We start from the raw sequence: 13,555 nt of genomic DNA, 5'->3' as shown, positions 1-13,555 counted from the left end.
CCCAGCAACGTCCCGCCGACCACCTGCGTGGTCGCATCGGTGAACAGGTTCACCGGTGCCCCGACGATCGCCCACCCGTTCGGCTGCGACCGGATCGACGCATCCCGCGGCACGAACTGCGCCACATCCGCCAAGGACACCCCTGGTGTCGCCGCGACTACCGGAGCCGGATCCGCGGGCTTCGTCGGCGCCTTCGCCGGCGGCAAGAACGCATGCTGCCCGTCCGAGCACAGCCCCCCGCCTGACAGGCGCGCACTCGGGCTGCACGGCACGTCCACATCCGCCGCCATCCGCCCACGCGGCACCGGAGGCGGCGCCGCCGGGTGCGATGTAGACGGTGTGGGTTGTAGGGGATCAGTCGGCGAATGACCACCTGCACGGGAGGAGAAAGCGACCCCCGCGCGGGTGTTCTCGGCTTGCAAGCCCACTCCTCCGCCCTGGATGCCTCCTGTCGTGCAGATGCCTTCACCGCCGAATTTGACGCTGCAGGGATCGTCCGCTGATTCCGCTTGGGCGACGAGAGCAGACGACAAGGCGAGGACCAGAGCCACCACGGGTGCGAGCAGACTCAACCGCATGCGTGCACGTCCTCATTGCGCACGATGTCGCTGATACGCCAGAGTGCATCGCCGGATTTGATGGCCTTCACCTGCAGGGACTGGCGGACCGCACGATCGGGCGTCACATCCGCACCGTTCGAGTCAATGATCCTCGTGCCACCGATGTCAAGGCAGACCTGGGCAGTCATGTACTGCGCTCCCTGCGGGTCGATGCCGCGATCCGTGACCTCGAACTCCGACACCAGCTCCTGACCGTCGGTTCGCTGCCCCTGCTCGCGTGCCTTGTGGAGCCCCGCTTGCTCGCTTTTCAACACGCTCCCCGTGAGCAGAGCCGCGAGATCCTGATCGGTGAGGGTGTTCGCGTCGAGGTCGACGTACCGCATGAAGACGTCGTGGAACGCCGCGTCGTCCTGCTGATCCTGGGTCAAGGAAGGAGCCGGAGCGGGCACGGGCGTCGGGGCCGATGCCGTGACGCATCCAGTGAGCAGCAGGCTCGTGACGAGGACGGCCAGCGATGCAGCTATCGCTCCCCCTCGTGGTCGCAGCGGAATGCGCGGTCGCTCGTGCAAGGTCGTCTCCCCCGGGCCGTACGGAACCCGCGCGAACAGGCGGGCGCTAAAGCACCGGGCATCGCGGGTCCAGGAAAGCTAGCCGCCGGAACGCGAACAGGACGGCCGCCCTCCACATCCGAGGGTGAGCCGGGCCGGCGGCACCCTGGGGACGACTACTCCGACGCGCGGTCGAGCCGGGCCACGTCGTGGCGCGAGAGCTGCACGTGGGCCGCCTGCACCAGGTCGTGCACCTGCTCCGGGCGGCTCGCGCTCGCGACGGGTGCGACGACGCCCGGCTTGGCGAGGAGCCAGGCCAGAGCGATCGTCGCGACGCTCGTCGAGTGGTGGTCAGCGATCTCGTCGAGGGCGGTGAGCACCCGGAGGCCGCGGCGAGTGAGGTAGGCAGCCGCCCGGGCTCCGCGGGCGCCATCGCGCACCGCATCGCGCGTGCGGTACTTGCCCGTGAGGAAGCCGTTCGCGAGCGCGAAGTAGGGCATCACCGCGAGCTGCTGCCCGCGCACGACGTCGAGGTACGCCGACTCATAGGGCGCGCGGTTGACGAGGTTGTAGTGCGTCTGCAGGGCGACGAACCGCGGTGCGTCGTACAGCCCGCCCATGATGCGCGCGTGCAGCAGGCGCTCGGCGGCGTAGTTCGACGCCGCGAGGTGCCGGACCTTGCCCGACGCGATGAGGCGGCCGGCGGCGGCGAGGCTCTCCTCGAGCGGGACGTCGATGTCGTCCCAGTGGAAGTAGAGGAGGTCGATGTGGTCCGTGCCGAGCCGCGACAGGCTGGCGTCGACGGCGCGCTCGATGCGGGATCCGCCGAGGCCCGGGAAGTCCTCGCTCTTGCCGATCTTGGTGGCCACGACCATGGAGTCGCGGTTGCGGCGCTCGCGCATCCACGACCCGATCATGTGCTCGCTCCGGCCGCTGGCGTAGGAGTCGGCGGTGTCGATGAAGTTGCCGCCCGCCTCCTGGTACCGGTCGAGGATCGCGGAGGTGTCCTCGGAGCCGGCCGTCCAGCCGAAGACGTTGCCGCCGAGCGCGAGCGGGAAGACGCGGAGGTCGGTGTCGCCGATGGCGCAGCGGCGGGCCGGCTGCGGGATGCTCCCGCCGGTGCGCAGGCCGGGCTCCGCGGCGGAGGCCTCGAGGACGATGGCGCCGGCCGCCTGGACGGTGGTCTCGACGATGGTGCCGGACGGGGTCGTCGTGTCGGTCGGGCGCGAACGACGCGGGACGAGCGGGCCCCCGCGACGCCGGCGGGGCGGCGATCCGGGCACGACGTCGGAGGCGGAGGGGGAGGACGTCGTCACACTCCCGAGGATACCGCTCAGCAGGCGAACGGTTTGCGTACCAAGGCTCTGCGCGCGCCGCCGTTCGCCAACGGGACACCGATGGCACGGCGACAGCCGATGGGCCGGTGGCCGAGGACGGGGCGACGCCGGAAGGGGTGCCGCGGATCCCCCGATCCCGGCACCCCTCGGCGGTCTGCATCCCCCGATGCGTCCCCCGAAGGCGGGTGGTCCCGTGGACCTCCCCGCACCGACCACGCTAACGAGGCATCCGCGTCGCGACCCAGCCCCTCTTCGGGGGTCCCCGCCGCGGCACAGGCCACCGCGCGCGTCGCACCGAGGCCGCCCCGAGACGGTGGTCGGACGATTCCGGCTGCGACCCTGCCCGCCGTGCGAGGCTGGAGCGGTCAGCACCACCGAGAGGAACCCACGTGCCCAACGACCCGCTGCACCGCCTGCCGGACGCCGCCCCCTTCCACCTCACCAGCCCCGACTTCGCCGACGGGGCAGCGCTGCCCCAGTCCGCGCGCGGTGCCGGACAGGGTGGTGAGGACCGCTCCCCCGCCCTCAACTGGACGGGCGCGCCCACCGCGACCCGCAGCTACGTGCTCACCATGTACGACCCCGACGCCCCGACCGGGAGCGGCTTCTGGCACTGGGCGGTGCGCGGGATCCCCGCGACCACCACGTCGCTGCCCGGCGGCGCGGGCGATCCGGATGCGGGCCTCCTGCCCGACGGCGCCGTGACCCTGCACAACGACGCGCGAGAGACGCGGTTCTTCGGGGCGACGCCGCCCGCGGGCCACGGCACGCACCGCTACTTCTTCACCGTCACCGCGCTCGACGTCGAGTCGCTGGACATCCCCGAGGGCGCGACCCCCGCGATGCTCGGCTTCCTGATGCTCCCGCACGTGATCGGGCGCGCCCAGCTCATGGGCACCACGATCAACGTCGCGGACTGAGCGACCGGATCGGGGCGATGACATGACCGAAGCGGGCGGACGACCGGCGGACGAAGGCGAGGGCGACGCCGCCCGCGCCCGGCCCCGGCGCCTCGCGCTGGTCCTCGCGATCGTGGCCGCCGTCCTCGTGATCGCCGGGGTCGTCACGGCGATCACGGTGTCGCAGGGCGGCGACGAGCCGGTGACCCCGGTCCCCACGACCGGCGAGCCCGGCACGACGCCCGGCATCACGCCGACGCCGACACGGAAGCCGACGCCGACGAGCCCGGATCCGACGCCGACGGACGAGCCCGCGCCGACGCCCGCACCGAGCCCGTCCGCCGATCCGACACCGGCCCCGTCCCTCTCGGCACCGCCCGCCCAGGACGTGCCGTACCCGACGGATCCGAACGACGGGAAGTAGCCCGCACATGACGGATGCCCGCCCCACCGAGGTGGGACGGGCATCCGTTTCGTGCGGGTGCGAGAGGGCCTAGCCCTCCGCGGGGGCCTCGGGGCCGTCGCTCGCGGCGGCGGAGCCCTCCTGATCGGCGGCCTCCTCCATCACGGGAGCGAGGGACAGCTTGCCGCGGTCGTCGATCTTGGTGATCTCCACCAGGATCTTCTGGCCGACGCCGAGCACGTCCTCCACGTTCTCGACGCGCTTGCCGCCGGCGAGCTTGCGGACCTCGCTGATGTGCAGCAGGCCGTCCTTGCCGGGGAGCAGCGAGACGAACGCGCCGAACGTCGCGATCTTGACGACGGTGCCGAGGAAGGACTCGCCGACCTCGGGGTTCGTCGGGTTCGCGATGGCGTTGACCTGCGCACGCGCGGCCTCCGCCGACGGGCCGTCGACGGCGCCGATGTACACGGCGCCGTCCTCCTCGATGGAGATGTCGGCGCCGGTCTCGTCCTGGATGGCGTTGATCGTCTTGCCCTTGGGGCCGATGAGCTCGCCGATCTTGTCGACGGGGATGTTGACCGAGATCACGCGGGGCGCGGTCGGGGCCATCTCGTCGGGGGCGTCGATGGCCTGGTTCAGCACGCCGAGGATCGCCGTGCGGGCCTCCTTCGCCTGCTTGAGCGCACCGTCGAGGACCGACGTCGGGATGCCGTCGAGCTTCGTGTCCAGCTGGATGGCCGTGACGAACTCCGACGTGCCGGCGACCTTGAAGTCCATGTCGCCGAGCGCGTCCTCCGCACCGAGGATGTCGGTGAGGGCCGCGTAGCGGACCTGGCCGTCGACGGTGTCGGAAACGAGGCCCATGGCGATGCCGGCGACGGGCGCGCGCAGCGGCACACCCGCGTTCAGCAGCGACAGGGTCGAGGCGCAGACGGAGCCCATCGAGGTGGAGCCGTTGGACCCGAGGGCCTCGGACACCTGGCGGATCGCGTAGGGGAAGTCCTCGCGGCTCGGCAGCACCGGCACGAGGGCGCGCTCGGCCAGGAAGCCGTGCCCGATCTCGCGACGCTTCGGCGACCCGACGCGACCGGTCTCGCCGGTGGAGTACGGCGGGAAGTTGTAGTGGGTCATAAAGCGCTTCTTGGTGACGGGGCTCAGCGAGTCGATCTGCTGCTCCATCTTGAGCATGTTCAGCGTGGTGACGCCCAGGATCTGAGTCTCGCCGCGCTGGAAGATGGCCGAGCCGTGGACGCGCGGGATGACCTGCACCTCGGCGTCGAGCGGGCGGATGTCGGCGAGGCCGCGACCGTCCATGCGGATGCCGTCGCGGAGGATCCGGCCGCGGACGACCGTCTTCGTGACGGACTTGTACGCCGCCGAGAACTCGGTGAGCGCCGACTGCGGCAGCTCGCCGGCCTCGACCTTGGCGGCCACGGCCTCCTTGGTGCGGGTCTTGAGGGCGTCGTCGGCGTCCTGGCGCTCGATCTTGTCGGCGATCCGGTACACGGTGCCGAGCTCCTCGAGGGCGAGGGCGGAGACCGCGTCGTAGGACTGCTGCGCGTACGGCAGGAAGACCGGGTAGTCGACGGTGGGCTTCGCGGCCTGCTGCGCGAGCGAGGCCTGCGCAGCGACGAGCTGGCGGATGAACGGCTTCGCGGCCTCGAGGCCCTGCGCGACGACGGCCTCGTCGGGCTTGGTGGCGCCGGCCTGGATGAGGTCCCAGGCACCCTCGGTGGCCTCGGCCTCGACCATCATGATCGCGACGTCCTCGTTGCCCTGGGCGTCGGTGACGACGCGGCCGGCGACGGTGATGTCGAAGACGGCCTCCTTGAGCTGCGAGTGCTTCGGGAAGACGACCCACTGGTCGCCGATGAGCGCGAGGCGCACACCCGCGATGGGGCCCGAGAACGGGATGCCCGAGAGCATGGAGGAGGCGCTGGCCGCGTTGATGGCGAGGCTGTCGTAGAACTCGTCGGGCGCGATGCTCAGGACGGTGATGACGACCTGGACCTCGTTGCGGAGGCCCGTGATGAACGACGGGCGCAGCGGCCGGTCGATGAGGCGGCAGACGAGGATCGCCTCGGTGGAGGGGCGGCCCTCGCGGCGGAAGAACGAGCCGGGGATCTTGCCCGCGGCGTAGCTGCGCTCCTCGACGTCGATGGTCAGGGGGAAGAAGTCGAAGTTGTCCTTCGGGTGCTTGCCCACCGAGGTGGCGGACAGCAGCATCGTGTCCTCGTCGAGGTACGCGGCGACCGCGCCCTGCGCCTGCTGCGCGAGGCGGCCGGCCTCGAACCGGACCGTGCGGGTTCCGTACTTGCCGTTGTCGAGGACTGCCTCGGCGAACTTGATCTCTGGACCTTCCATTGAGGTCTCTCTCCTTCGTGTTGCGCCTCTCGGCGACGCCCGTCGGGCGCTCGTCCTGCATCCCGTGTGGATGCGGACCTCCTGCGACAGAGGAGGAGCGGGCGAGGCGACACCGCGGCGCCCGCCTGATGCGGATCCCGGGTGCACGTGCGCGGCTGGTTCCGCTCGCCGGCCGGTGGCCGACGGCGGCGGGCGCATGTCTGGCCATCAGTGGGAATGCTCCGAGCGACTCGGAATACCACCACCAACGACCAGCTCCTGCCGGCCAGCTCCATCTGTCGTGATCGCATCGTGACGCTGGGCGTCCGCTGGATCACTCCGACCATGGTAGCACCCGGCCCCTCGCGGGCTCGGGAGGACGGGGATCGCCGGGTGTCGGGCGGGCGTCGCGGACATTAACGCGAGACGAGCCGCCACCCCGGAGGGTGACGGCTCGTCCGCTCGGTCGCGATGCGATCAGCGACGCGTGGTGCGTGTCAGCGGCGGATGCCCAGGCGCGCGATCAGGGCGCGGTAGCGCTCGATGTCGACGTTGGACAGGTAGCCGAGGAGACGACGACGCTGGCCGACCAGGAGGAGCAGGCCACGACGCGTGTGGTGGTCGTGCTTGTGCTCCTTGAGGTGCTCGGTGAGGCCCGTGATCCGCTTGGTGAGGAGCGCGATCTGCACCTCGGGGGATCCGGTGTCACCGGGGTGGGTCGCGTACTCGTCGATGATCGCCTTCTTGACGTCTGCTTCCAGAGCCATGTGATGATCCCCTCTCGTGTTCGTTGCGCGGCGCCCGTCACAGGATGTGCGAGCTCTCTTGATCCGCGGCCGTTCAGACGGCAACCTCACGACCATACCAGAGGGCGGGGCCGCTCCCGGGGCCCGAGGCCGCCCGGCGCGAGGCGGCGTCGGCGGACTCGGCTAGCGTGGAAACCCACTCTAGAGAGACGACGCAGCGACACGTGAGCACCCCGCCCGAGACCTCCCCCATCCCGATCCCCGACGAGCGGCAGGTGCGCGGCAGCCACTTCGTCGACCTGTCGCCGCTCACGGAGAGCCCGGCGTTCGCCCGGCTCTGGGCCGGCAACGCGATCGCCGGCATCGGCAGCCAGATGACGGTCGTCGCCATCGGGCTGCACGTGTACGAGCTGACGGGATCCACCGGCTCCGTCGCCCTCGTGGGTGTGCTGTCGCTGCTGCCGATGATCATCGCGGGCCTCTACGGCGGCATGCTCGCGGACGCGTTCGACCGGCGGAAGGTCGCGCTCATCGCGTCGTGCGTGGCGTGGGGGTCGACCATCGTGCTGGCGGCGCTCGCCTGGACGCACGCGGAGACGGTGTGGTCGCTCTACGCGCTGAGCATCCTCAACGCGGTCGCGGCGACGGTCATCGGCACGAGCCGGCAGGCGATCCTCCCCCGCATCCTCCCGCCGCACCTGCTGCCCGCGGCCAGCGCGCTCGGCGGGATCAGCCTGGGCGTCATGGTCACGGTCGGGCCGGCGCTCGCGGGCGTGCTCGTCGCGTCGGTCGGGTTCCAGTGGACCTACACGGTCGATGCCGTGCTGTTCCTCGCGGCGTTCACGGGGGTGCTCGCGCTGCCGCGGATCGCGCCCGAGGGCGAGGTGCAGCGGCCGGGGCTGGCATCCATCAGGTACGGGCTCGGGTTCCTGAAGACCGCGCCGAACATCCGGATGTCGTTCATCGTCGACATCATCGCCATGACGCTCGGGCAGCCCCGCGTGCTGTTCCCGGCGGTGGGCGCGGTCGTGCTCGGCGGCGGGCCGGTGACCGTCGGGATCCTCACCGCGGCCGGCGCGGTCGGCAGCCTCGTGAGCAGCGTGCTGAGCGGATCCGTCGGGCGGGTCACGCGGCACGGCCGGGCCATCCGCCTCGCCATCGTCGCCTACGGCCTCTCCACCGCGGGGTTCGGCGTCGTGCTGCTCCTCGCGTCGAAGCCGGGCGTGCTGCACGGCATCGGGTCGCGCATCGAGGACGCGAGCATCCCCGGCATCGTCGCGGCCTCCGTGCTGCTCGCGCTCACGGGAGCCGCCGACAACATCTCCTCCATCTTCCGCAACACCATGCTGCAGACCGCGGTGCCCGACAACATGCGCGGACGGCTGCAGGGCATCTTCATCGTGGTGGTGACCGGCGGGCCGCGGCTCGGCGACGCGTACATCGGAATCGTCACGCTGTTCGCGGCCCTGTGGGTGCCGTCGCTCGTGGGCGGGCTGCTGATCGCGGTGGTGGTGTGGACCCTGATCCGCGCGCTGCCGTCGTTCGAGCACTACGACTCCCGGAACCCCACCCCGTGACGCGGCGGAGGAGGCGGACGCCCGTGCTCGTGACGCTGGCGGCGCTCGTCATCGTGATCGTCGCGGGGCTCGTGCAGTGGCGCGGTGATCCGGGCACCGGATCCGGGCAGGCCGGCGGCAGCACGTCGGGGCTCGGCGCGGAGCCGGGGTCGACCGGATCCGCGCGCCTCGCCCTCCAGGGGCTCGAGGTGCGGACGGACGAGCGCGTGCCCGGCTACGACCGCGAGTCCTTCGCCTGGCGCACCGACGTCGACCGCAACGGCTGCGACACCCGCAACGACGTGCTGCGGCGCGACCTCGCCGACGCGGAGATCCGCAGCGGCACGCGCGGCTGCGTCGTGCAGGCGGGCGTGCTGGAGGATCCGTACTCGGGGGCGCGGGTGTCGTTCGACCGGTCGCGCGACCCGGAGGCGGTGCAGATCGACCACGTCGTGTCGCTGTCGGACGCGTGGTCCTCCGGCGCATGGCGCTGGGACGCCGACTACCGCGCGGCGTTCGCGAACGACCCGCTCGAGCTGGTCGCCGCGTCCGCCGCCGAGAACAACGCGAAGTCCGACGCGACGGCCGACGCGTGGCTGCCCGAGGATCCCGCTGACGCATGCGCTCTCGTGGCGCGGCAGGTCGCCATCAAGGTGCGCACCGAGCTCAGCGTGACGCGCGCGGAGCATGACGCGATGGCGCACGTGCTCGACGGGTGCGGCGACGCGCCGCTCCTCACCTCCGACGACGTGGGCTGGCCGGCGCCCGTGCGCTGAGGCTCGGCGCGTCGACGCTCGATGCGTCGGCGCCCGGCGCGCGGGGCCGGCGTACAGGGTCCCGTCACCTGCAGGGCCCAACCGATCGCGCGCCCGGTCCGAAGAGAGTGCAATGCTCCGGACCACCCGAGACGCGATGCACCACTGGTCCGGATGCCATGGGGAGAGCGGTCGCACGGACGGCGCATGGAGAGGGGTCTCGGCGCCGGGACCATGACCGCAGGGCCGGCCTGTCATCGGGTCGGCCCATCTCCATGCCCTCGGGCCGCCGGCGCGGACGGAGCGTCAGGCCAGGAGGCCGAGCACGCCCATCCAGGCGGTGCCGACGACGCCCCAAATCACGATGAGCACCACCGCCATCACGAAGCCGACGCGGAACCACTCCTTCGTCGTGACGTAGCCGGATCCGAAGACCACGCCGGACGGCCCCGACGCGTAGTGCGAGATGCCGCCGAAGAGGTTGCCGATGAAGCCGAGCACGAGCGCGGCGAACAGCGGCGGAGTGCCCGTCGCGACCGCGGCGCCGAGGAAGACCGCGTACATGGCGACGATGTGCGCCGTGTTCGACGCGAAGAGGTAGTGCGAGAAGAAGTACACGAGCGCGAGCACCGCGAAGGCCCACGGCCAGGGCAGACCGCCGACGGATCCGGACACCGCGCCGCCCACGAGGTCGATGACGCCGAGCGCGTCGAGCTGGTCGGCCATGCCCACGAGCACCGCGAAGAAGATGAGCGTCGACCAGGCCGAGGCGTTCGCGGCGAGGTGCGACCACGTGAGGACGCCCGTCACGAGGAGCACGGCGATGCCGCCGAACGCCGCGGCGGTCGCGGGGATGCCGAGCAGGGATCCGCCGCACCAGAGCACGAGGAGCAGCACGAAGGTGGCGGCCATGATGCGCTCGTGGCCCGACAGCGGTCCGAGGCCGCGCAGCTCCTCGCGTGCATGGGCCGGCGCCTCGGGCGTGCGGGTGAGCGTCGGCGGGTAGACGCGCGACATCGCCCACGGCACGACGACCAGGCTCAGGAGGCCGGGGACGAGCGCCGCGAGCGCCCAGCCGCCCCAGGTGACCTCGATGCCGAGGTCGGCCGCGGCCTTCTGCGCGACGGGGTTGCCCGCCATGGCCGTGACGAACATCGCGGAGGTGACGGTGTTGACCTGCACGCTCGTGAGCGCGAGGTAGGAGCCGAGGCGGCGGCGCGACGCGTCCGATTCGGGGGTAGATCCCTGCACGCGGCTGAGCGACGCGACGATCGGGTAGACGACGCCGCCCGCCCGCGCGGTGTTCGACGGCGTCGCAGGCGCGAGCACGAGGTCGGTGAGCGCCATGCCGTACGCGAGGCCGAGGCTGGATCCGCCCAGCCGCGACACGAAGACGAGGGCGATGCGGCGGCCGAGGCCCGTGACGAGGAAGCCGTCCGCGATGAAGAACGACGCGACGATGAGCCAGATCGTGGGGTTCGCGAAGCCGACGAGCGCCTCGCCGTCGGTGGTCATGGTGCCGGTGAGCATGGCGACCGCGAGGCCGACCAGCGCGACGGGCGCGGTCGGCAGCGGCTGGAGGATCAGCGCGAGGACGGTGCCGACGAAGATGCCGGCCATGTGCATGCCGCGCGGGTCGACCCCGGCGGGCGGCGGGACGAGCGCGATGCCGACGGCGACGGCCACGGCCACGGCCACGATGACGACGACCTGAATCGCGCGCGAGCGGTGCGCGCGGCGGGCGGCGGCGGATGCGGCAGGCGCGTCGGGCGCCTCAGGCGCGTCGTCCTCGGCGACCGACGCGACCCCGTCCGGCACCGGATCGGCCTCGTCGCGCGGCGCTCCGCCGGGGCCGGGATCCGTCCCGGTACCGGGTGCGGACGAGGGGCCGGAGGACGCGGGAGGACGGGTCATGACCGGCCCATCCTCCGCGCGTGCGACCGGGGATGCCACTTGTGCTCATAGTGTTCGCGAACCCGCCGCCGGGGACGCGAACGGACGTGATCAGGCGGTGAAGCCCGTGGACGTGACGACGTGCAGGCGCTGCGTGGGCCGGGTCATGGCGACGTACAGTCCGGCCGCGCCGCGCGAGGTGTGCGCGAGGATCTCGTCGGGCTCCGCGATGACGACGACGTCGAACTCGAGGCCCTTCGCCTCCTGCGAGCCGAGCACCGCGATGGGCCGGCCGAGGCCGCCCACGCCGATGCCCACGGCGGATCCGAAGCGCTCGGCGAGCGCGCGGTGCAGCTCCTCGACGCGGTCGTCCCGGGCGATGACGGCGAGCGTCCCCGCCTCGTCGCCCTCGCGCTCCTCGTCGACCACGTCGATCACGGCCGAGACCACCTCGTCGGCGTCCACCTCGACCGTGTCGATGGGGTGCTCGCCCTCGCGCACGGCGCGCGAGCGGGTGACCGGGAGGCCGTGCGCGATGGCCATGCGCTCGGCGGCCTCGGCGATCCGGGCGGGCGTGCGGTAGTTGACGGTGAGCTCCTCGAGGCGCCACTCGCGGCCCAGCACCGGGCCGAGGGCGTCCTGCCAGTTGGTGACGCCGACCGCGGAGCTGGCCTGCGCCACGTCGCCCACGATCGTGAAGGAGCGCAGCGGGCAGCGGCGGAGGAGCACGCGCCACTGCATGGGGCTGAGCTCCTGGGCCTCGTCGACCACGATGTGGCCGTAGGTCCAGGTGCGGTCGGATGCGGCGCGCTCGGCGGTCGTGCGCCGCGCGGCCTGCTCGGCGAAGCCCTCGGCGAGGCGCTCGGCCGTGACCATGCCGCCGACGCCCATGTTCTCGATGGCCTGCTCGGCGTTCTCGATGTCGCGGAGGCGCTGCTGCTCGCGCTCGCGCGCGCTCGCGTCGGCCTGCGCGCTGAACTCGCCGAGGAGCTCGGCGGCCTCGTCGAGCAGGGGCACGTCGGCGATCGTGAACGGCGCGTCGCGGTCGCGGCGGAGGAGCGCGCGCTTCTCGGGGCTCCACCGCGGGGTGAGCGAGGCGAGCCAGTTCGGGCGCGCGTACAGGTCCTGGATCAGCTTCTCGGGGGTGAGCGGGAGCCACGCGGTGTTGAGCGCGACCTTCACGTCGTAGGAGGTGCGGAGGTCCTCGCGGAGCATGGCGAGGTCGCTGTCGTCGAGGGCGCTGCCGTTGCGGCGCATCTGCGACGCGAGGACCTGCGCGAGGGATCCGAGAGCCGCCTTGTTGAAGACCAGCCGCGCCTCGTTGTGCGGCTTCCGGCTGTCCTGCGCGCGGCGGAGCGCATTGGCCACGAGCGACGGCTCGAGCACGATGCGCTCGCCGTTGACGTCGAGGGTCACGGCCTCGGTGGGGACGACCTGGCGCGAGCGCACGGCGCGCTGCAGGAGGCCGGCCATCTCGGCGGATCCCTTCACGGCCGCGACCTCGGGCGCATCCTCGCCCGCGGCGTCGATGCCCGGGTAGAGCTGGCCGACGCTCGCGAGCACCACGCCCGTCTCGCCGAGCGACGGCAGCACGGCCTCGATGTACTGGAGGAACGAGCGGCTGGGACCCACGACGAGCACGCCCGAGGAGGCGAGCCGGTCGCGGTGGGAGTAGAGGAGGTACGCCGCGCGGTGCAGCGCGACCGCGGTCTTGCCGGTGCCCGGACCGCCCTGCACGACGAGCACGCCGCGGAGGTCGGAGCGGATGATGCGGTCCTGCTCGGCCTGGATGGTGGCGACGATGTCGTTCATCCGGCCGGTGCGACCCGCGGCGAGCGCCGCCAGCAGCGCGCCCTCGCCCTGGAGGCTGGTGCGGCCCTCGTCGAGCAGCGTCGGGTCGAACACCTCGTCCTCGACGTGCACGACCTCGCGGCCCCGCGTGGTGAGGTGGCGGCGGGCGCGGGCGCCGAGCGGGGTGGCGGCGGTGGCCTGGTAGAAGGCGCTCGCCTGGGGCACGCGCCAGTCGAGGAGGAGCGGCTGGAGGTCGTCGTCGCGGAGGCCGATGCGGCCGATGTACCGGTAGACCGGATCCCCGTCGCCTGCCGTGCGCGCGGGTGCGGCGTCCCGCGGCTCGTCCTCCGGCAGGTGGCCGTCCTCGAACTCGAGGCGCCCGAAGACGAGGCGCTCGTCGACCTCGCGGAGCGCCTGCAGCCGGTCCTCGTAGATGCGCGCGAACGCGTCCCGCTCGGAGCGGTTCTGGTGGGTGCCGCCGGTGGGGCTGTCCCGCACCGCGATCAGCTGGTCCCGCGTGTCCGCGCGCACCGCGTCGAGTCGTCCGTAGAGGCGGGTGACGTACGCCCGCTCGCGCTCCAGCTCCGTACCGGTCACCTGCACACCCCTTGGAATCCGGCGTCAATCCTATCGAGCCGAGGGGGCGTCCCCTGACCGCGGGCGGGACCGCCTGCGCCGCGGACGGAGCGCCGCGCGGGGTCAGCGGCGCGTGCCGACGAGGCGC

Annotated in this window: 10 protein-coding genes; 4 read left to right on the top strand and 6 right to left on the bottom strand. The window is 72.4% G+C overall.

Features of this window, described 5'->3' with window-relative positions; translation table 11 throughout:
- Nucleotides 1–568: 568 nt before the first annotated feature.
- Nucleotides 569–988 (bottom strand): hypothetical protein, encoded by a 420-nt coding sequence (locus HDR73_RS08565; RefSeq protein ID WP_223842737.1) that lies wholly within the window; start codon nucleotides 986–988, stop codon nucleotides 569–571.
- Nucleotides 989–1,284: 296 nt separating this feature from the next.
- Complete coding sequence (locus tag HDR73_RS08560) at nucleotides 1,285–2,424, bottom strand: aldo/keto reductase (RefSeq protein WP_012298583.1); 1,140 nt, start codon at nucleotides 2,422–2,424, stop codon at nucleotides 1,285–1,287.
- Between the two features lie 410 nt (nucleotides 2,425–2,834).
- On the opposite strand from HDR73_RS08560, the gene HDR73_RS08555 reads away from it, so the two are divergent.
- Nucleotides 2,835–3,365, top strand: a complete 531-nt coding sequence (locus HDR73_RS08555) for a YbhB/YbcL family Raf kinase inhibitor-like protein (RefSeq protein WP_012298582.1) — start codon at nucleotides 2,835–2,837, stop codon at nucleotides 3,363–3,365.
- 22 nt (nucleotides 3,366–3,387) lie between these two features.
- Entirely contained in the window at nucleotides 3,388–3,768 is a 381-nt protein-coding gene (locus HDR73_RS08550) for a hypothetical protein (RefSeq protein WP_012298581.1), read from the top strand.
- Nucleotides 3,769–3,837: 69 nt separating this feature from the next.
- Here HDR73_RS08550 and HDR73_RS08545 read toward each other — a convergent pair whose 3' ends face one another.
- Together HDR73_RS08545 and rpsO are read right to left on the bottom strand one after the other, a co-directional pair.
- Complete coding sequence (locus tag HDR73_RS08545) at nucleotides 3,838–6,111, bottom strand: polyribonucleotide nucleotidyltransferase (RefSeq protein WP_012298580.1); 2,274 nt, start codon at nucleotides 6,109–6,111, stop codon at nucleotides 3,838–3,840.
- A gap of 476 nt (nucleotides 6,112–6,587) precedes the next feature.
- Nucleotides 6,588–6,857 carry a 30S ribosomal protein S15 gene (gene rpsO, locus HDR73_RS08540; RefSeq protein WP_012038735.1) on the bottom strand — a complete coding sequence of 90 codons (270 nt, stop codon included), beginning with the start codon at nucleotides 6,855–6,857 and terminating at the stop codon, nucleotides 6,588–6,590.
- A gap of 203 nt (nucleotides 6,858–7,060) precedes the next feature.
- Between rpsO and HDR73_RS08535 the strand changes: the two genes are divergently transcribed.
- The gene (locus HDR73_RS08535; RefSeq protein WP_223842736.1) at nucleotides 7,061–8,413 is read left to right on the top strand and encodes an MFS transporter; all 1,353 of its coding nucleotides are present in this window, start codon (nucleotides 7,061–7,063) and stop codon (nucleotides 8,411–8,413) included.
- A 23-nt stretch (nucleotides 8,414–8,436) separates the two neighbouring features.
- Nucleotides 8,437–9,168 (top strand): HNH endonuclease family protein, encoded by a 732-nt coding sequence (locus tag HDR73_RS08530; protein ID WP_106408638.1) that lies wholly within the window; start codon nucleotides 8,437–8,439, stop codon nucleotides 9,166–9,168.
- 285 nt (nucleotides 9,169–9,453) lie between these two features.
- Here the strand turns inward: HDR73_RS08530 and HDR73_RS08525 are convergent, their stop codons facing one another.
- The gene (locus HDR73_RS08525; protein WP_106408637.1) at nucleotides 9,454–11,061 is read right to left on the bottom strand and encodes a DASS family sodium-coupled anion symporter; all 1,608 of its coding nucleotides are present in this window, start codon (nucleotides 11,059–11,061) and stop codon (nucleotides 9,454–9,456) included.
- Between the two features lie 90 nt (nucleotides 11,062–11,151).
- Complete coding sequence (locus HDR73_RS08520) at nucleotides 11,152–13,428, bottom strand: HelD family protein (protein WP_174270077.1); 2,277 nt, start codon at nucleotides 13,426–13,428, stop codon at nucleotides 11,152–11,154.
- Between the last annotated feature and the right edge of the window lie 127 nt (nucleotides 13,429–13,555).

Source organism: Clavibacter sp. (assembly GCF_014802555.1).
Classification (GTDB): domain Bacteria; phylum Actinomycetota; class Actinomycetes; order Actinomycetales; family Microbacteriaceae; genus Clavibacter; species Clavibacter sepedonicus.
Note: the sequence above shows the minus strand (reverse complement) of the source record. Positions and strands in the feature narration are given on the sequence as shown.

Excerpts from the sequence above, each read along its gene's own strand:
- HDR73_RS08525 (WP_106408637.1), bottom strand. The coding sequence starts at position 11,061 with ATGACCCGTCCTCCCGCGTCCTCCGGCCCCTCGTCCGCACCCGGTACC.
- HDR73_RS08550 (WP_012298581.1), top strand. The coding sequence starts at position 3,388 with ATGACCGAAGCGGGCGGACGACCGGCGGACGAAGGCGAGGGCGACGCC.
- HDR73_RS08545 (WP_012298580.1), bottom strand. The coding sequence starts at position 6,111 with ATGGAAGGTCCAGAGATCAAGTTCGCCGAGGCAGTCCTCGACAACGGC.
- rpsO (WP_012038735.1), bottom strand. The coding sequence starts at position 6,857 with ATGGCTCTGGAAGCAGACGTCAAGAAGGCGATCATCGACGAGTACGCG.